At 71.1% G+C, this 16,692-nt stretch carries 17 protein-coding genes and 2 tRNA genes; 1 reads left to right on the top strand and 18 read right to left on the bottom strand.

Going from position 1 to position 16,692, the window contains the following annotated elements:
- Positions 1–103: 103 nt before the first annotated feature.
- The 3 genes from QMK61_RS01310 to QMK61_RS01300 form a co-directional block, all read right to left on the bottom strand.
- Positions 104–922: an efflux RND transporter periplasmic adaptor subunit gene (locus QMK61_RS01310; protein ID WP_302069898.1), complete on the bottom strand. Its 819-nt coding sequence runs from the start codon at positions 920–922 to the stop codon at positions 104–106.
- Positions 923–1,213: 291 nt separating this feature from the next.
- A tRNA-Ala gene (locus tag QMK61_RS01305) sits at positions 1,214–1,289 on the bottom strand.
- Between the two features lie 59 nt (positions 1,290–1,348).
- A complete protein-coding gene (locus QMK61_RS01300; RefSeq protein ID WP_302069897.1) occupies positions 1,349–2,461 on the bottom strand; it encodes an HRDC domain-containing protein in 1,113 nt (370 codons plus the stop codon).
- Between the two features lie 101 nt (positions 2,462–2,562).
- On the opposite strand from QMK61_RS01300, the gene QMK61_RS01295 reads away from it, so the two are divergent.
- The gene (locus QMK61_RS01295) at positions 2,563–4,512 is read left to right on the top strand and encodes an SUMF1/EgtB/PvdO family nonheme iron enzyme (RefSeq protein ID WP_302069895.1); all 1,950 of its coding nucleotides are present in this window, start codon (positions 2,563–2,565) and stop codon (positions 4,510–4,512) included.
- A 65-nt stretch (positions 4,513–4,577) separates the two neighbouring features.
- Here the strand turns inward: QMK61_RS01295 and QMK61_RS01290 are convergent, their stop codons facing one another.
- The 15 genes from QMK61_RS01290 to QMK61_RS01220 all read right to left on the bottom strand — a co-directional run bounded on the left by QMK61_RS01290 (position 4,578) and on the right by QMK61_RS01220 (position 16,649).
- Positions 4,578–5,798, bottom strand: a complete 1,221-nt coding sequence (locus QMK61_RS01290) for a PQQ-dependent sugar dehydrogenase (protein ID WP_302069894.1) — start codon at positions 5,796–5,798, stop codon at positions 4,578–4,580.
- 163 nt (positions 5,799–5,961) lie between these two features.
- A tRNA-Leu gene (locus QMK61_RS01285) sits at positions 5,962–6,047 on the bottom strand.
- Positions 6,048–6,072: 25 nt separating this feature from the next.
- Positions 6,073–6,654 carry a cysteine dioxygenase family protein gene (locus tag QMK61_RS01280; RefSeq protein ID WP_302069892.1) on the bottom strand — a complete coding sequence of 194 codons (582 nt, stop codon included), beginning with the start codon at positions 6,652–6,654 and terminating at the stop codon, positions 6,073–6,075.
- Positions 6,655–6,712: 58 nt separating this feature from the next.
- Positions 6,713–7,837: a homoserine O-acetyltransferase gene (locus QMK61_RS01275; RefSeq protein ID WP_302069891.1), complete on the bottom strand. Its 1,125-nt coding sequence runs from the start codon at positions 7,835–7,837 to the stop codon at positions 6,713–6,715.
- 10 nt (positions 7,838–7,847) lie between these two features.
- Entirely contained in the window at positions 7,848–8,912 is a 1,065-nt protein-coding gene (locus tag QMK61_RS01270) for a tetratricopeptide repeat protein (protein ID WP_302069890.1), read from the bottom strand.
- Positions 8,909–9,379, bottom strand: coding sequence for a cytochrome c-type biogenesis protein (locus QMK61_RS01265; protein WP_302069889.1), 471 nt, complete (start codon positions 9,377–9,379; stop codon positions 8,909–8,911). Before QMK61_RS01265 ends, QMK61_RS01270 begins: the two co-directional genes overlap by 4 nt.
- Entirely contained in the window at positions 9,376–9,918 is a 543-nt protein-coding gene (locus tag QMK61_RS01260) for a DsbE family thiol:disulfide interchange protein (RefSeq protein ID WP_302069887.1), read from the bottom strand. Before QMK61_RS01260 ends, QMK61_RS01265 begins: the two co-directional genes overlap by 4 nt.
- Positions 9,915–11,894 (bottom strand): heme lyase CcmF/NrfE family subunit, encoded by a 1,980-nt coding sequence (locus QMK61_RS01255; protein WP_302069886.1) that lies wholly within the window; start codon positions 11,892–11,894, stop codon positions 9,915–9,917. Before QMK61_RS01255 ends, QMK61_RS01260 begins: the two co-directional genes overlap by 4 nt.
- Complete coding sequence (ccmE, locus tag QMK61_RS01250; RefSeq protein WP_302069885.1) at positions 11,891–12,358, bottom strand: cytochrome c maturation protein CcmE; 468 nt, start codon at positions 12,356–12,358, stop codon at positions 11,891–11,893. Before ccmE ends, QMK61_RS01255 begins: the two co-directional genes overlap by 4 nt.
- 32 nt (positions 12,359–12,390) lie before the next feature.
- Positions 12,391–12,597, bottom strand: a complete 207-nt coding sequence (gene ccmD / locus QMK61_RS01245) for a heme exporter protein CcmD (RefSeq protein ID WP_302069973.1) — start codon at positions 12,595–12,597, stop codon at positions 12,391–12,393.
- Between the two features lie 5 nt (positions 12,598–12,602).
- The gene (locus QMK61_RS01240) at positions 12,603–13,358 is read right to left on the bottom strand and encodes a heme ABC transporter permease (protein WP_302069884.1); all 756 of its coding nucleotides are present in this window, start codon (positions 13,356–13,358) and stop codon (positions 12,603–12,605) included.
- 7 nt (positions 13,359–13,365) lie between these two features.
- Entirely contained in the window at positions 13,366–14,052 is a 687-nt protein-coding gene (gene ccmB, locus QMK61_RS01235; RefSeq protein WP_302069883.1) for a heme exporter protein CcmB, read from the bottom strand.
- 129 nt (positions 14,053–14,181) lie between these two features.
- A complete protein-coding gene (ccmA, locus tag QMK61_RS01230; protein ID WP_302069882.1) occupies positions 14,182–14,817 on the bottom strand; it encodes a cytochrome c biogenesis heme-transporting ATPase CcmA in 636 nt (211 codons plus the stop codon).
- A gap of 58 nt (positions 14,818–14,875) precedes the next feature.
- Positions 14,876–15,286, bottom strand: coding sequence for a DUF3293 domain-containing protein (locus tag QMK61_RS01225; protein ID WP_302069881.1), 411 nt, complete (start codon positions 15,284–15,286; stop codon positions 14,876–14,878).
- Positions 15,279–16,649 (bottom strand): NAD(P)/FAD-dependent oxidoreductase, encoded by a 1,371-nt coding sequence (locus tag QMK61_RS01220; protein ID WP_302069880.1) that lies wholly within the window; start codon positions 16,647–16,649, stop codon positions 15,279–15,281. Before QMK61_RS01220 ends, QMK61_RS01225 begins: the two co-directional genes overlap by 8 nt.
- Positions 16,650–16,692 lie beyond the last annotated feature (43 nt).

The following is a 16,692-nucleotide window of genomic DNA, read 5'->3' as shown; positions in this document are numbered from 1 at the left end:
GTTGTTCCCCTGAGCGGGAACCTGCGCAGGTTCCCGGATTGATCTTCGGACGACCGCGTGAGGGCAGGGCATTCATGCCTTGCGCGGTGGAAATACGGGCGTGCTACTGGCTAGCTTGCTGGCGAGAGGGGGCGGCACCGAACGTCGCCCGGCATTTCACACCCGACGGCGTATCGAACCGAGGATTCGGCAAATCGAGAAACACCACGAAGGTGCCACTTGCGGGATCGATCGTGGGATCGACGCTGGAGATGCTGGCCGTATAGCTCTTGCCCGGCTGTATCTCGGGCACAACGGCAGCCTTCATTCCAGCCCTGAACTTGCCGAAGGCCTGCATGGGCATGACCACGCGCACATGCAGCGGGTCGAGTCGCGCAAGTTTCAGGATGGCGTGCTTGGCTGCGCCCGGCTCGACGGTTTCGCCTGGCCAGATCATCTGGTCGACCACGACACCATCGAAAGGGCTGCGAATCGTGCGTAGGGCGAGCTGGGCCTGTTGCTGCGCGTATTCGAGCTGCGCCACCCTGCGGTTTTCCTGCGCCACTTTGAAATCAGCTTGTGCCTGACGCAACTCCGATTCGGCGTCGTCGCTGTCCTGCTGCGCCAGTAGCTTCTCGGTGGCCATGTCCTTGCGGCGCTCGAACTTGCGCTTCGAGAACTCGATCTTCGCCTCGGCCAGTTCGGAGGGGCCGACGAGCTGGGACTTGTAGCGGGCCAAGTCGGCGGCAGCCTGTTCCGCTCGGGAATCCAGCATGGCCAAGACCTGCCCACGCTTGATCCGTTCGCCACGCCGTACGTAGACATAACCGAGTACGCCACCGACGGCAGTGCCGAGTTCGACGGTCTCAGCCGGTTCGATGAGGCAGTCGTACGACGGTGGGGACGCAGCGTAGAGTGGCGACGCATATGCGGCCAGCAACATGCAAGCCAGGCCATTAGCCCAGCTTCGCCCACTCGCCGCACGCCCAGACACCGCATCTGTTGCGGATATGCGCGTCATTCCTTATCCCTGCGTGTCTTGCCCCAATCCTGCGTGCGACGAATCCAACCGTCGCAGCCCCTGTGACCTGCTAAGTTAAGATAGGCCCGGCCTGGGTGGCAAGAAGAAATTGCGGGTACCGGCACAGGGCTGTACCGTCAGATCTCCCTGAAGGTTGGTATTCACCAACGAAAAAGGCCGCCCTTGCGAGGCGGCCTGAATCGTTGAAGCAATTGGTGGAGCGGAGGAGGATCGAACTCCCGACCTTCGCATTGCGAACGCGACGCTCTCCCAGCTGAGCTACCGCCCCACGCGAGCTACGCATCTTAGCAGCGTGCCGGGGCCTCGCCAAGACCCCGGCGTGTGCGTTCAGGCGGGGAGCAGGGCGGAAAGGGCGTCGTGCAGGACCTCGCGGCGCCAGCCGTCGAGAAGCTCCGGCCATTCGGCGGTGACGGCGTATTCCTCCAGCGCCTTGCGCGGGCAGAGCAGGCCGGGGGGCAGGTCGAGCTCGGCGGCGCGCCGGTCGACTTCCTGCTTCATCGCCGCGAAGGCTTTCTTCGTCTCGCCGAAGGGCAGGGCGGGGATGGGCGCGGTGGCGGCCTGCTCCGCGTCGTCGGCCGGGACGCGCAGCAGGTCGAACAGTTCCGCGCGCTGCGGTGCGCGCAGCGCGCGCTGGCCGCGGCCGCGCTGGTCGAGTTCGGCGAGGCTGGCCGGCGGTTGCTGCGCCAGGGCGAGGGCCAGCGCGTCTTCCAGCAGCCAGGGGCGCGGACGGTCCAGCGTGCGCGCGCTGCGGTCGCGCCACAGCAGGATGCGCCGCAGCAGGGCCTGTTGCGCACGCGGCCATTCGGCGGCGCTGCGGAAGCCGCGCTGGGGCTGCGGCTCGCCCTCGCGATGGCTGGCGCGCTGCTTCAGGCGCGCGCAATCCTCGGCGTGCCAGTCGGCGTAGCCGCGCTGGCGCAGGCGTTCGGCGAGCTGCGCGTGCAAGGTGTCGAGGTAGACCACGTCGAGGGTGGCGTAGCTGCGCTGCGATTCGGTGAGCGGGCGCTGCATCCAGTCCGAGCGGGTCTCGCCCTTGTCCAGTTCCGCGCCGGCCAGCTCGGCGACCAGCGCGCGGTAGCTCACGCCCAGGCCGAGGCCGGCGAAGGCCGCGGCGAGCTGGGTGTCGAACAGCGTGCCGGGGCCGTCGGGCAGCCACGGCGCGAGGGTTTCGAGATCCTCGCCGGCGCTGTGCATCACCACCGTGGTGCCCGGCGCGGCCAGCCGCGCGCGCAGCGCATCGCCGAGGTCGAACGCGAGCGGGTCCACCAGTGCATGGCGCCCGTTCCAGCCCAGCTGCAGCAGCGCCAGCTGCGGGTGGAAGGTGTTGCGGCGCATGAACTCGGTGTCGAGCCCGGGCGAGGCGTCGGGCGGCAGTTCGGCGAGCCAGCGCTCCAGTGCGCTGCGCTGGTCGATCCATTCGGCGGTGGGTGCGGGGGAAAGCATGCGGTTCCTCGAAGGGCGGGCGCGTGTCGCAATTGCCCCGCCACGGGCTGTGCCATAAGGTAGGCGGCGCACCATAGCAGGCCGCCCCCGGAACCCCAACCATGCCGAGCAAGCAATCCGTCAATCGCCAGCGCACTCTCGGCGGTGGCCTCGGCATGCTGGTGCTGGCGTTCGCGTTGTCCTACCACTTCTTTCCGCGCTGGTTCCACATCAACCCGGACGAGGAGGCGGCGCGCCGCACGCAGCAGGCGGCGCGCGCGGCGGCGCCGTCCGTGGCCTCGCCATCAGCGTCGGCGAACGCCGCGCAGCGCGAACTGAACGCCGGCCCGCCGCTGACCCTGGCGCCCACCGAGGTGATCGCCGCGCGCCTGCGCCGGCAGGACGCCGCCCTGCCGACCCAGCTCAGCGCGGACCCGCCGGCGGTACGGGCATTGCTGGCGCGGGCGGACAAGGCATTCGACGCCGGCAAGCTGGGCGGCGCGGACGACAGCGCCGGCGCGCTGTACGCCGAGGCGCTGAAGCAGAAGCCGGACAGCCGCGCCGCGGCGCAGGGGCTGGACCGCGTGCGCTCGCGCCTGATCGCGGCGATCGGCCAGGACATCGCGGTGGGCGACGCCGAATCGGCCGGCACCCTGCTCGACCAGCTGAAGACCTTGCCGGACACGACCGACGACGTGGCCACGCTCGACGCCAGCCTGAAGACCCTGCAGCAGGTACGGCCGATCCTGGCCCAGGCCGCCGGCCTGCTGGCGCAGGGCAAGGCCGACCAGCCCAAGGGTGGCAGCGCGCTGGATCTGTACCGGCAAGTGCAGCAGCTCGATCCCGACAACGCGGTGGCGGCGCAGGGCATCCTGCAGGTGCAGCGCGCGGTGCTGGACCGCGCGCTGGCGGCGGTGGCGCAGAACGACTTCGCCGGCGCCGACCAGGCGCTGGCCGAGGCGCAGGCGATCGAGGCCGACTCGCCGCAGCTGCAGAGCGTGCGTGCGCGCGTGGACGGCATCCGCCAGCAGCGCGCCGCCGGCGTGCTGGCGCAGGCGCGTTCCGCGCTGGACGCCGGCAACCTGGCGCTGGCGCGGCAGCTGGCCGGCCAGGCGCAGGCGATCAGCCCCGACCTGGACGGCATCCAGGCGTTCGAGGAACACCTCACCAATGCGCGCCTGTACGCCAGCTACAAGCCGGGCCAGGTGTTCACCGACCGCTACGTGGACCTGCCCGGCCACGCGCCGGCGATGGTGGTGGTGCCCACCGGCAGCTTCCTGATGGGCGCGCCTGACAACGAACATGGCCACGGCGACGCCGAGACGCCGCAGCATCGGGTCACCATCGCCAAGGGCTTCGCGATGGCACGCAGCGACGTCACCGTGGGCCAGTTCCGCGAGTTCGTGAAGGCCAGCGGCTACCGTCCGGACTCGGTGCGGCTGGGCGGGGCCAGCGTGTACGACGCCCGCAGCGGCGCGATGCGCGACGATTCCCGAGCCACCTGGGAGGACGACTACGCCGGCCATCCGGCCAGCGACGACCTGCCGGTGGTGAACGTCTCCTGGCGCGACGCCAAGGCCTACGCCGACTGGTTGGGCCAGCGCACCGGCAAGCCCTATCGCCTGCCCAGCGAGGCGGAGTTCGAATATGCCCTGCGTGCGGGCACCACCACCGCCTACTGGTGGGGCGACGGCACGCCCACGCGCAAGGTGGAGAACATCACCGGCGGACTGGACCGCTCCAGCAACGGCCGGCGCTGGAGCCACGCCTTCCGCGGCTACCGCGACGGCTACTGGGGACCGGCGCCGGTGATGCGTTTCGAGGCCAACCCGTTCGGCCTCTACGACATGGGCGGCAACGTGTCCGAATGGGTGGCCGACTGCTGGCACGACAACTACGTCCGCGCGCCTGCCGACGGCAGTGCATGGATCAACCCGGGCTGTTCAGTGCACGTGATCCGCGGCGGTTCCTGGGGCAGCTCGCCGGAACAGGTGCGCTCGGCGTTCCGCCAGGGCGCGGATGGCGACGTGCGCAGCGGGCGCGTGGGTTTCCGTGTCGTGCGCGAGCTGTAGGCCGTCTCGCGCCGGCCGAACGCCGCCCGCGGCGCCGGCACAACCGTGCCTCGCGCGGTATCGGGTTATTTCGGCGTGAGGTGGTACAGGCCGCCGGGATTGGCGTCTTCCAGCATCCACAGCGAGCCATCCGGCGCCTCCTCGATATCGCGGACGCGCTTGCCGATGTTCCACCGCTGGACCGCGGTGGCGCCGCCCTTGCCGTCGAAGGTGATGCGGACGATGGTCTCGCCGGCCAGGCCGCTGATCAGGGCGCTGCCGTTCCAGTGCGGGAAGGCGTGGCCCTTGTAGAACATGAGATTGCCCGGCGCGATCACCGGCACCCAGTAGATCACGGGCTTGGCGAGGTCGGGCCGCGTGTCGGGGCTCGGGATGGGCACGCCGTCGTAGTTGACGCCGTAGGAGACCAGCGGCCAGCCGTAGTTCCTGCCGCGCCGGATCAGGTTCAGTTCGTCGCCGCCACGCGGGCCGTGCTCGAGCTCCCACAGCCGGCCGTCGGGAGCGAAGGCGAGGCCGTAGGGCGTGCGGTGGCCGGTACTCCAGGTTTCGGCCGGCGTCAGGTTGCGCCCGGGGAACGTATAGGTGCTGATCACCGGCGCCGTCTTGGCCGCCTCGGTATCGGCCGGCGGGTCGATCAATGGAATGGTGCGGGCCCCGACCTTGCCGGCCCACGGATTGCCCGGCGCGGGTTTGCCGTCCAGCGTCAGCCGCAGGATCTTGCCTTCCGGCTGGTCGGGATCCTGGGCGGGCGTGAAGCGCTGGCGGTCGCCGACCGTGAGGAAGAGGTACTTGCCGTCCGGCGAGAAGGCGACCTGCGCGCCTTCCTGGCCGCCCTTGCCCTTGGGCATCTGGCGCCACAGCACCTGGAAGCCGTCCAGCCGGGGCTGCTTGCCGTCCAGTACGAGCCGGCCCCGTCCCAGCGCCAGGCCGCCGCCGTAGTCACCCGGTTCGGCGTAGGTGAGGTACACATCGTGGTCGGTGGCGTAATGGGGCGAGAGGAAGACGCCCAGCATGCCGTTCTGGCCTTCGAAGTAGCTGGGCGGGACGCCCTTGATCCCGGTCTTGGCGCCCTGCGGGGTGACCAGGTCGACGCGGCCGACCTTCTCGGTCACCAGCATGCGTCCATCGGGCAGGAAGGCGATGCGCCAGGGCAGCTCGAGACTCGCCACCCGGGTGATGGCGAAGGGCAGGTCGGGGTCGGCTTTCTGCCCGCCTGCGTTGGTCTGCGCTTGGACCGTGCTTGACAGCACAGCCATGAGAAACGCCGCGTTTGCCAGCTTCGCCATGCGTGTGCTCCTCGCGCCCGAACGACCGGGAACGCGCCAGTAGTAGCACACGTCCACCGCTCCTTCCACAACGTACGCCACGGGATGCGCCCTTGTGGCGCGCGGGTCGCGGCGCGCGGCGCAGGCATGAAAAACCCCGCGCGAGGCGGGGTGTCTCGATTCCTGGTACCGGTGAGAGGACTCGAACCTCCACTCTGTCGCCAGAAGCGGATTTTGAGTCCGCCGCGTCTACCATTCCGCCACACCGGCATGCAGCCGACGGATTATGCCGGCTTCAGTGCACCGGGTCGAGACCCAGCTGGCGGTCGCAGCGCTGGTAGCCGGCTTCGCCGGGCAGGGGCTGGAAGATCGCGCAGTGGGTCATGTTGCCCGAGTAGATGTGCAGGCTCACCGCGACGTCGCTGTCGCTGGGGTTGCGGATGGTGTGGTACTCGTGCGGCGGGATCAGGCTGCCGGCGGAGCCGGGGCCGGCCTGGATCGAGCCCACCGCCTGGAAGCGGCAATGGCCGCCCTGGTCGTCCAGCCGCTCGTACTGCACCACTTCCAGCGCGCCGCTCCATACGCCTTCCACGCACCACATGCCGCAATGGTCGTGGATCGGCGTGCCCTGGCCGGGCGCCCAGGTCATCGCCACCACGCAGTAGCCGTGTTCGTCGCTGCGGTACAGCTCGCGGCGCGCGTAGCGGCCCTCGGCGGTCTCGAACACGCACCCGGGCAGCTGCACGTCGTCGTCGCGGATCAGCTTGCACAGGCTGTGGCGCAGGCTGTCGGTGATGGCCGGCGTGGCGCCCTTGGCCACCGCCGCGTCGATGGCGTCGATCAACTTGCGGCAGCCGGGAAATTCGGTGGTGAGCATGGCGTTCTCGGGGATGTTGCCTGTATCGCCCTATGGTACCGCGTTGGGCGGCGGGCCATCACAACCGCGCCAGGAAGCCGCCGATGGCGCGGCTGTAGTTGTCGATGTCGACCAGGAAGGCGTCGTGCCCCTGCGGCGAATCCAGCGCCACGAATTCCACCTCGGCACCGGCGGCGCGCAGGCCTTCGGCGATCTGTTCCTGCTGCTCCAGCGGGAACAGGATGTCGGTGCTGACGCCGATCACCAGCGCCTGCTCGACGCGGATGCGCTTGAGGCCCTCCAGCACGCTGCCGTGGCCGTATTCGGCGATGTCGAACCAGTCGCTGGCGCGCGAGAGGTAGAGGTAGCTGTTGGGGTCGAAGGTGCGCACGAAGCGGCGGGCGTGGCCTTCGAGGTAGGACTCGACCTGGAATTCCAGCCCGAACGGATCGTCGTCGCGCTGCTCGGGATCGAGCCGGATGCGCGCGAAGCGGCCGTTCCATTCCATCGCCGAGCGGTAGGTGATCACGCCGAGCTTGCGCGCGATGCTCATGCCGATGTCGGGATGGCGGCCTTCGCCGGGCGGCGCGTGGATGTCGTAGTCGCCGTCGTTCCACTGCGGATCGAGCCGGATCGCCTCGCGCTGCAGCGAGCGGATGGCGATGGCGAACGGCTGCGCCTGCGGCGCGGTGTCCACGCTGACGTGGGTGCGCACGCTGCCGGGGTGCAGCAGCATGTAGGCCAGCGCGCCCATGCCGCCCATCGAGCAGCCGATCAGGCAGGCCAGCCGCTCGATGCCGAGGCCCGCGGCCACCACCGCGTGCGCGGCGTTGGCCACGTCTTCCAGCGACAGCTCGGGGAAGCTCAGCCGGTAGGGCTCGCCGGTGGCGGGGTCGATCGAGGCGGGGCAGGTGGAGCCCTTGTCGCTGCCCAGCGAGTTCACGCAGACCACGAACCAGCGGTTGGTGTCGATGGCCTTGCCGGGGCCGAGCATGCCTTCCCACCAGCCGGGGCCGGGGTCGCCGGCGCTGGAGGCGGCGTGTGCGCTGGGCGAGAGCCCGGTGAGGATCAGCACCGCGTTGTCGCGCGCGGCGTTCAGCGTGCCCCAGGTCTCGTAGGCCACGCGCGCGCCGTGCAGGGCGCCGCCGCGCTTCATCGGGAACGGCGAGGGCAGGTCGAAGTAGCGGCGCGCGTCGTGGCTCATGCGGCGGGACTCATCCGTGGATCGTGTCGATGACGATCTTCACCGGCGCCTTGCGGTCCACCGCCACCACGCCGGCATCGCCTTCGAGGTCGCCGGATTGCGCGACGGCCTGGCCGCTCCTGCTGATGCGTGCGCCGACGAAGACGCGCCTGGCCGAAGACAGCTTCATCTGCGGCAGCATGCCCATCGCGTCGGTGAGCGTGACCGTGGCAGGCAACCGGGAGGCATCGAGCCGCGCCACCGCCAGCGGCATCGGCGGACCCTGCTCGGCGCGGGCGTAGACGAACAGGGTATCGCCTGCGGCCAGCCGGTCCTTCAGCGCGGGCGCCAGCGAGACCTGCACGGTGAGGGTGGGGCCGGCCGCTGCCGCGGAAGGCGCGGATGCGGCGGCACTGGCGGCCGGGGCGGGCTGGCCACCGGCGCGCGCGTCCGCCATGGCGATCTGTCCGGCCACGGCCTGCGCCACCTTCGAGCCGGGTTCGAGCTGCGGCTGCAGCAGGCGCCAGGTGGCGGCGGCCTCGGCGTAATGGCCGTCCTGGTACTGGCTGATGCCGAGCAGCCACAGGCCGCGCTGGCTGTCCGGTTGCAGCCGCACCGCGCGGTCCAGCAGCTCGCGGGCGCGTCCCTGGATGCGGTGGTCGGCGCGCAGCATGGAATCGGCCTCGGCCCAGCCCACCATCGCCACGGTGTCGTTGGGGGAGAGCTTCAGCACGCGGTCGTAGGCGTCGCGCGCCTCGTCCGGCTGCTGCATGGCGGTGGCGGCCTGGGCCAGCAGCATCCAGCCCTGGGCGTCGTCGGGATGCTCGGCCAGGTGGGCGCGCAGCTTGTGCAGCGCCTGGTCGATGTCCATCGTGGTTTGGTCCTGGGCCGCCACGCCGCGCAGCGCCGCCGGCGTGCCCACGGCGAGGTACAGCCCGGCCGACGCCAGCGGCAGCACGAAGGCGATGCCCAGCGCCAGCGCGAACACGCCGCGCGAGTGGCCCTGCCGGCGACCGTGGCGCAGCAACGGCAGCAGCAGCAAGGCCAGCGCCGTGGCGATCATGGCCGCGGCGGCGACGAAGAAAACAGCTCTCACCAGTCGTCCTCAGTGTTGTTGTCGGGCGCGGGGCCGTCGGCAGCGTCGCCGCCCGACGCACCGGCGCGGGCGCGCCGGCGCACGTTCACCGCCACCACCACGGCGCCGGCGGCCAGGATTAGCAACGGCCCGAACCACAGCAGCCAAGTGTTGGGCTGGAGCGGCGGCTTGTACAGCACGAAATCGGAATAACGATCGACCAGATATTGCTTTATCTCGTCGTCGCTCTTGCCCTGCTGCATCAGCCGGAACACCTCGTGGCGCATGTCGCGCGCCAGGTCGGCGTTGGAATCGGCCAGGGTCTCGTTCTGGCAGACCAGGCAGCGCAGCTGCTGGGTGAGGTGCTGGAAGCGCAGTTCCTGCGCGTGGTCCCTGAATGGCAGCGGGTCGATCGCCTGCGCCGCCGCGCCGGCGGCACAGGCCAGCAGCAGCGCGGCCAGCAGCGCGCGCAACCGGGCGCGGCTCATGGCGCTTCCTTCTTCAGCGCGGCGATGGCCGGTTCCAGCTGCTGGCGGATCACCTCGGGCGTGAGCGGGCCGATGCGCTTGTAGCGGATCACGCCTTTCGCGTCGATCAGGTAGGTCTCCGGCGCGCCGTACACGCCGAAGTCCATCGCGGTGCGGCCGCTGCGGTCGGCGATCACCACGCTGTACGGGTTGCCATGGTCGGCCAGCCAGGCCTTGGCGTCGCCCGGCGCGTCCTTGTAGTTGTAGCCGACCAGCGGTACGCCGAGCCTGTTCGCCTGGGTCATCAGCACCGGGTGTTCCTCGCCGCAGACATAGCACCAGCTGGCGAACACGTTGACCAGGTAGGGCTTGCCCAGCAGCGAGGCCTTGCTGACCGTCTTCGACGGGTCGTCCAGCTCGGGCAGGGCGAAGTCGGGCGCGGGCTTGTCGATCAGCGGCGAGGGCACCGTGCGCGGATCGTGCCCGGTGTTCCACCAGATGCCGAAGCCGAGCAGGGCGGCCAGCAGCACGAAGCCGATGAAGGGCAGCAGGCGGCTCATGCGCGGGCCTCCCGCGGCAGCGGTACGGCTTCATCGGTGCCTTCGGCGGCGGCGACGCGCTTGCCGCGGAAACGCCGGTCGCAGGCGCAGACGAAGCCGCCCAGCATCATGAACAGGCCGCCGCCCCAGATCCAGCGCACGAACGGCTTGTAGTACAGGCGCAGCGCCCAGGCGCCCTGCAGGTTGCCGGCGTCCATCGGCTCGCCCAGCGCCACGTACAGGTCGCGGGTGAGGCCGGCGTCCACCGCCGATTCGGTCTGCACGCGGTCGTGCGGGTAGGTGCGCTTCTGCGGGTGCATCGTGCCGTACGGCCTGCCGTCGCGGCTCACCGTCACCGTGGCCTGCTCGGCGTGCCAGTTGGGACCGACGGTCTGCTTGATGCCGTCGAAGCGGAACCGGTAGCCGGCGATGGTCTGCGTGTCGCCGGGCGCCATGCGCACGTCGCGCGTGACGCTGAGCGATTCGGACAGCAGCACGCCGACCAGGAACACCGCCACGCCGAGGTGCGCCAGCAGCATGCCGGCCATCTCGGCGGGGTAACGGCGGCCGCGCGGCATCTCGCGCCAGCGCTTGATCACGTAGAGCAGTACGCCGGCGCCCACCCACACCGCCGCGGCCACGCCGAGGATCGCCTTCGGCTCGCCGTGCACGAAGAAGGCGGCGACGACCGCGCAGGCCAGCGCCGCGACGGCGCAGCGCGCCAGCACGCCCTTCAGCAGGCCGCCGTCGCCCTTGCCCCAGCGCAGCCAGGGCCCGAGCGGCAGCAGCAGCACCACCGGCGTCATCAGCAACGGGAACAGCAGGCCGAAGTAGGGCGGCCCCACCGAGACCTTGCCCAGGTGCAGCGCGTCGCCGAGCAGCGGGAACAGCGTGCCCAGCAGCACCATCGCCGCGGCCACCGCGAGCATCAGGTTGCCGACCAGCAGCGCGGTCTCGCGCGAGACCACCGCGAACGGCTTGCCGCCGACCACCTTCGGCGCGCGCAGCGCGTACAGCAGCAGCGAGCCGCCCACCACCACGGCGAGGAAGCACAGGATGTACAGGCCGCGGCGCGGGTCGGAGGCGAACGCGTGCACGCTGGTCAGCACGCCCGAGCGCACCAGGAAGGTGCCCAGCAGCGACAGCGAGAAGGCGAAGATCGACAAGAGGATGGTCCACGCGCGCAGCGAGCCGCGCTTCTCGGTGATCGCCTGCGCGTGGATCAGCGCCGCGCCCACCAGCCACGGCATGAAGCTGGCGTTCTCCACCGGATCCCAGAACCACCAGCCGCCCCAGCCCAGTTCGGCGTAGGCCCACCAGCTGCCGGCCACGATGCCGCAGGTGAGGAAGCCCCAGGCCGCGTTGGTCCACGGCCGCGCCTGGCGCACCCAGGCCTGTTCCATCGAGCCGCCCAGCAGCGCCGCGATGGAGAACGCGAAGGCCACCGAGAAACCGACGTAGCCCATGTACAGCATGGGCGGGTGGAAGGTCATGCCCGGGTCCTGCAGCACCGGGTTGAGGTCCGCGCCGTTCATCGGCATCGGCAGCAGTCGCGCGAACGGGTCGGAAGTGAAGATCGTGAACGACAGGAAGCCCACCGAGACCAGCCCCAGCACCGCCAGCACGCGCGCGGCGAAGGCTTCCGGCAGGTTGCGGCCGAAGATCGCCAGCGCGACCGTCCACACGTTGAGGATCAGGATCCACAGCAGCAGCGATCCCTCGTGCGCGCCCCATACCGCGGCGATGCGGTAGTACCAGGGCAGTTCCAGGTTCGAGTTGTCGGCCACGTAGCGCACCGAGAAGTCGAAGTGCAGGAACGACCAGGCCAGGATCGCGAAGGCCAGCGCCACGAACACCGCCTGTCCGGCCGCGGCGGGCCGCGCCACCGCCATCAGCGCGCGGTTGCCGCGCCAGGCGCCGAGCAGCGGCAGCACCGACTGCGCCAGCGCCAGCAGCAGGGCGAGGATGAGCGCGAGCTGGCCGAGTTCGGGGGTCATGGCATCGTCTCCGGCGTGGCGGCCGCGTCGACGTGCTGGCCCGCGTGCGCCTTCGCCATCGCGTCCTTCAGTTCCTTCGGCATGTAGGTCTCGTCGTGCTTGGCCAGCACCTGGGTGGCGACGAAATGGTCGCCGTCCATGTGGCCGGTGGCGATCACCGACTGGTTGTCGCGGAACAGGTCGGGCAGGATGCCGTCGTAGCGCACCGGCATCGAGCCGTCGGCGTCGACCACGGTGAAGCGCACCTCGAGCGAGCTCTTGCTGCGCTGGATCGAACCGGCCTTGACCATGCCGCCGAGGCGGAAGCTGCGGTAGTCGCGGGCCTGGCCGGCCTCCACCTGGCTGGGGGTGAACAGGTAGTTCATGTTGCGCGACAGCGCGAACACCGCCAGCCCCACCGCCACCACCGCGGCGGCGACGACCAGGAGAACGATGACGAGCCTGCGTTTGCGCGTGGGGTTCATGTCGATGCCGTGATGCCGTGCTGCGGCCGCGCTCAGGTCGCGGGCGGAAGGGAGGTGGAGGCGTCCGTGCCGCGTCGTTCACGCGCCTCCTGGCGGGCGATGCGGCCGCGCAGCTCGCGCAGCAGGCGCCGGCGGCGCAGCGCGGGGGCGAGCCAGTCGGCGGCCAGCACGAGGAAGAACACCGCGTAGGCCGGCCACACGTAGGCGGCGTAGCCACCCATGGCGAGGAAGTCGCGCAGGCCGCTCATCGGGCCTCCCCGGCGGCAATGCGGCGCACCCAGTCCTTGCCGCCCTCCAGCGCCAGCAGGTCGGCGCGGGCGCGGCCGCACAGGCTGGCCACGTAGTAGCACTTGGTCGCCAGCATCATGGTCAGCAGCGGCCACAGCATGTCGCCGGCGATGTGCGACTGGCCGAACAGGTTCACCGTGCTGCCCTGGTGCAGGGTGTTCCACCACTTCACCGAGAAATGCACGATCGGCACGTTGACCACGCCCACGATGGCGAGGAAGCCGGCGGCGCGCGCGCCCTGGCGGCGGTCCTCGAAGGCGTGGTACAGCCCGATCACGCCCAGGTACAGGAACAGCAGCACCAGTTCCGAGGTGAGCCGCGCGTCCCAGGTCCACCAGGTGCCCCACATGCGCTCGCCCCACAGCGAGCCGGTGGCCAGGGTGATGAAGGTGAACGCCGCGCCGACCGGCGCCGACTCCATCGCCACCACCTCGGCCAGCTTGATCCGCCACACCAGCGCGACGAAGGACGCCACGCCCATTACCGCGTAGATGAACAGGCTCATCCACGCGCTGGGCACGTGGATGAAGATGATGCGGTAGTCGTCGCCCTGGTAGCGGTCGGGCGGCGCCAGCACCAGCCCGCCGTACAGCGCGACGATGCCGAGCAGCAGCGCGAGCCCGATCGCCCAGGGGCGCAGCCTGCCGGCAAAAGCGTAGAACGTGGGCGGCGAGCCGAGGCGGTGCAACCAGAGCGGGATCCAGGTGGACATGGCGATCTCAGGCGTCCAGGGCGATACGGAGGGCGGCGGCGCAGGCCAGTGGCGCCAGCACCACGGCCAGCGCCAGCGCGGCGCCCAGCCAGGCGATGGGGGCGGTCCACGGCAGCCCCTGCTGGGCGGCGGCGAGGGCGCCGGCGGCGAAGATCATCACCGGCACGCACAAGGGCAGCAGCATCAGCGCCAGCAGCATACCAGAGCGCCGCGTGCCGGCCGTCAGCGCCACCAGCACCGCGCCGAGCAAGCTGACCAGCGGCGTGGCCAGCAGCAGCGCCAGCAGCAGGGCAGGCATCGCCGCGGCCGGAAGGTGCAGCAGGCTGGCCAGCAGCGGCGCGATCACGATCAGCGGCAGCGCGGTGGTCAGCCAGTGCGCCAGGATCTTCATGCCCAGCATCGGCGCCAGCGGCTGTGGCGACAGCACCAGCTGCTCCAGCGAGCCGTCCTCCAGGTCGCCGCGGAACAGTCCGTCCAGCGCCAGCAGCATCGCCAGCAGCACGGTGAGCAGCACCACGCCGCCGGCGATCCGCTGCAGCAGGGCCAGGTCCGGTCCCAGCGCGAACGGGAACAGCGTGGCCACGATCAGCGCGTACAGCACCGGCAGCGCGATGTCGCCACGCTGGCGCCAGGCCAGGACGAGGTCGCGCCGCAGCAGCGCGGCGCAGGCACGGGAAAGCGGTGCGCGGCTCATGGTCTTGCTCCCTCCCCTGCGAGCAGGGGAGGGTCGGGGAGGGGCGAGGCCGTGCCGCGGGGTTGCACCCCCTCCCGGCCTTTCCCTGCAAGCAGGGGGAGAGGCTTCGCGGCGGCGGTGCGGCAGGACTCAGCCATGCATGCGGATCCGCTGCGGCGCGCCACCGTGGAAGCTCACCGCGCCATGGCTGGTCACCAGCGCGGCACCGCCGGCGGCGACGTGCGCCTCCAGCAGGCGATTGACCAGCTCGATGCCGGTGCGGTCGAGGTTGGCGTAGGGTTCGTCGAGCAGCCACAGCACCGCCGGCACCAGCAGCAGCCGCGCCAGCGCGGCGCGCTTCTTCTGCCCGGCGGAGAGCCGGCGCACCGCCTCGTCGCCGTAGCCGGCCAGGCCCACGCGGGCCAGCGCGGCATCGATGTCGGGCCCTTCGCGGCGGCCGTACAGGCCGATCGCCACGCGCAGGTTCTCGCGCGGGCTCAGCTCGGCCTTCAGCCCGAGCTGGTGGCCGAGGAAGACCACCTCGCCGGCGCAGCGCTCATGGCGCAACGGTTCGCCGCGCCACAGCAGCTCGCCGTGCTCGGTGCGCAGCAGGCCGGTGAGCAGGCGCATCAGGGTGGTCTTGCCGCTGCCGTTGTCGCCCTCGATCAGGGTCAGCTCGCCCGCGTGCAGGCGGAAATCCAGCGGGCCGAACACCGGCTCGTCCTGGCGGTGGAAGCGCAGGGCGCGGGCCTCGAGCAGCGGCGTGGCGGGGGCGGTCGCGGTCATCCCGGGCATTCTCCGCAATGCCCGGCGAGCTTGTCCATGCGGCGTGCTGCCGCTTCCGTCAGCGCGGCAGGCGCAACCGTGCCGGCGCGGCGCCGTGGCCGTGCACGTAGGCGTTCTGTTCGTACCGCCGGGCCAGTGTGTCCAGCGCACCCGTCCTCGCGCCGGACACGAACAGGCTGGGTTCGCGCCAGCCGTCCGGGCCGGCGCCGCAGCCCGCACGGATCGCCGCGATGCCGGGCAGTGCGCGCAACTCGGCCAGCAGGGCGCGTTGCGCGAGGCGGTTGGCGTCGCGGGGCAGCGGCCGCGAATACGGGTTCCATGCGGTGACGAAACCCCACGGTCGCGCGTCGATCAGCGTGCGCAGCACGGCAGGCGGCGGTGCGCCGATCCGGATCGCGGCCCAGCCGCCGCCGGGCAGCCGCACGCGGTACTCGGTGGCGCGATAGGCGGCGAGCAGCGCCTCATCCATGCGCCAGCGGCGGCAGTTCGCGCTCGAACAGGGCGGCGGCGGCGTCCAGGTCGACCGCCTGCGCATCGGTACCGCCCCGCAGCAGGCGCTGCAGCAGCGCGTCCTGCGCCCGTCCGCGCTCCAGCGCATAGGCGTAGGGCAAGTGGGTGAAGGTGACCATGCGGTAGCGCGCCATGTAGTGGCCCGGGATGCGCCCGGCGAGCCGGGCGCCCAGCGCGCGCTTGGCCAGGTAGTGCGGGTCGGCCACCGAGTCGCGCATCTCGACGTAGTTCTCCAGCGCCATCGCCGCGATGGCGTCGGCGTTGGGCTGGCGGACGCGCTGGAACTCGGCGAAGGCACCGGCGGTGTCGTCGCCGGATTCGGCCAGCAGGCCGGCCAGCGCCACCGCGTCCTCGAAGCCGCAATTCATGCCCTGGCCGTGGAACGGCACGATGGCATGGGCGGCGTCGCCGATCAGCAGCGCCTGACCGCCGAGGTGCCAGCGGTCCAGGTACAGCGTGGACAGCGAACCGACCGGGTGGCCGTCGTAGTCCTCGGCGAAGCGCGGGATCAGCGGCAGCAGGTCGGGGAAGTCCTCGCGGAAGAAGGCCGCCGCGCCGGCAGCATCGGGCAGGCTGGCGAAGCTGGGATGCGCGCCCTGCGCGGGCAGGAACAGGGTGACGGTGAAGCTGCCTTCGGTGTTCGGCAGCGCGATGCACATGTAGCCGCCGCGCGGCCAGATGTGCAGCGCGTTCGGCTCCAGCGCGAAGCGCCCGCGGCCGGTGCCGGCGGCGGGCGGGATCTCCAGTTCCTTGTAGCCGTGGCCCAGCGGCTCCACGCGGATGCCCAGCGGCACGCGCGCCTCCATCGCGGCGCGCAGCGCGGAGCCGGCGCCGTCGGCGCCCACCAGCACGCCGGCATCATGCTCGCGCTGCGTGCCGTGTTCGTCGGCGAGACGGATCCGCTGCGCGTCGAAATCGGCGCCGGCCAGCGACTGGCCGAAATGCAGGCGCACGCCGGCCGCCTCGGCGGCGTCCAGCAGCAGCACGTTCAGCGCGCCGCGCGAGACCGACCAGATCACCTCGCCGTCGTCCACGCCGTAGCGCTGCAGGCCCGGCTCGCCTCCCTGCGGGTGCACCATGCGGCCACGCATCATCACTGCGCGCTGCAGCACGTCGTCGGCCAGTTGCGCCTGGCGCAGCGCATGCAGGCCGCGCTCGGCCAGCGCCAGGTTGATCGAGCGCCCACCGGCGAAACCGGCCAGGCGCGGGTCGGCGCGTTTCTCGAACAGCTCCACGGCGAAGCCGCGGCGCGCCAGCAGGGTGCCGAGCAGGGCGCCGACCAGGCCGCCGCCGATGAGGGTGATGGGCTGCCGCTGCGCCATGTCGCGTTCCGTGGGGACGAATGCCTCACTGTTCCGCAAGCGG

This window comes from Fulvimonas sp. R45, from assembly GCF_030504985.1.
GTDB lineage: Bacteria > Pseudomonadota > Gammaproteobacteria > Xanthomonadales > Rhodanobacteraceae > Rhodanobacter_A.
This window is presented reverse-complemented; position numbering and strand designations above follow the sequence as displayed.

Excerpts from the sequence above, each read along its gene's own strand:
- QMK61_RS01260 (WP_302069887.1), bottom strand. The coding sequence starts at position 9,918 with ATGAGCCGCCTGCTGCCCTTCATCGGCTTCGTGCTGCTGGCCGCCCTG.
- QMK61_RS01280 (WP_302069892.1), bottom strand. The coding sequence starts at position 6,654 with ATGCTCACCACCGAATTTCCCGGCTGCCGCAAGTTGATCGACGCCATC.
- ccmA (WP_302069882.1), bottom strand. The coding sequence starts at position 14,817 with ATGACCGCGACCGCCCCCGCCACGCCGCTGCTCGAGGCCCGCGCCCTG.
- QMK61_RS01275 (WP_302069891.1), bottom strand. The coding sequence starts at position 7,837 with ATGAGCCACGACGCGCGCCGCTACTTCGACCTGCCCTCGCCGTTCCCG.
- QMK61_RS01225 (WP_302069881.1), bottom strand. The coding sequence starts at position 15,286 with ATGGATGAGGCGCTGCTCGCCGCCTATCGCGCCACCGAGTACCGCGTG.
- QMK61_RS01290 (WP_302069894.1), bottom strand. The coding sequence starts at position 5,798 with ATGGCGAAGCTGGCAAACGCGGCGTTTCTCATGGCTGTGCTGTCAAGC.
- QMK61_RS01310 (WP_302069898.1), bottom strand. The coding sequence starts at position 922 with ATGTTGCTGGCCGCATATGCGTCGCCACTCTACGCTGCGTCCCCACCG.
- ccmE (WP_302069885.1), bottom strand. The coding sequence starts at position 12,358 with ATGAACCCCACGCGCAAACGCAGGCTCGTCATCGTTCTCCTGGTCGTC.
- QMK61_RS01295 (WP_302069895.1), top strand. The coding sequence starts at position 2,563 with ATGCCGAGCAAGCAATCCGTCAATCGCCAGCGCACTCTCGGCGGTGGC.
- QMK61_RS01255 (WP_302069886.1), bottom strand. The coding sequence starts at position 11,894 with ATGACCCCCGAACTCGGCCAGCTCGCGCTCATCCTCGCCCTGCTGCTG.
- QMK61_RS01300 (WP_302069897.1), bottom strand. The coding sequence starts at position 2,461 with ATGCTTTCCCCCGCACCCACCGCCGAATGGATCGACCAGCGCAGCGCA.
- QMK61_RS01240 (WP_302069884.1), bottom strand. The coding sequence starts at position 13,358 with ATGTCCACCTGGATCCCGCTCTGGTTGCACCGCCTCGGCTCGCCGCCC.
- ccmB (WP_302069883.1), bottom strand. The coding sequence starts at position 14,052 with ATGAGCCGCGCACCGCTTTCCCGTGCCTGCGCCGCGCTGCTGCGGCGC.
- QMK61_RS01220 (WP_302069880.1), bottom strand. The coding sequence starts at position 16,649 with ATGGCGCAGCGGCAGCCCATCACCCTCATCGGCGGCGGCCTGGTCGGC.
- QMK61_RS01265 (WP_302069889.1), bottom strand. The coding sequence starts at position 9,379 with ATGAGCCGCGCCCGGTTGCGCGCGCTGCTGGCCGCGCTGCTGCTGGCC.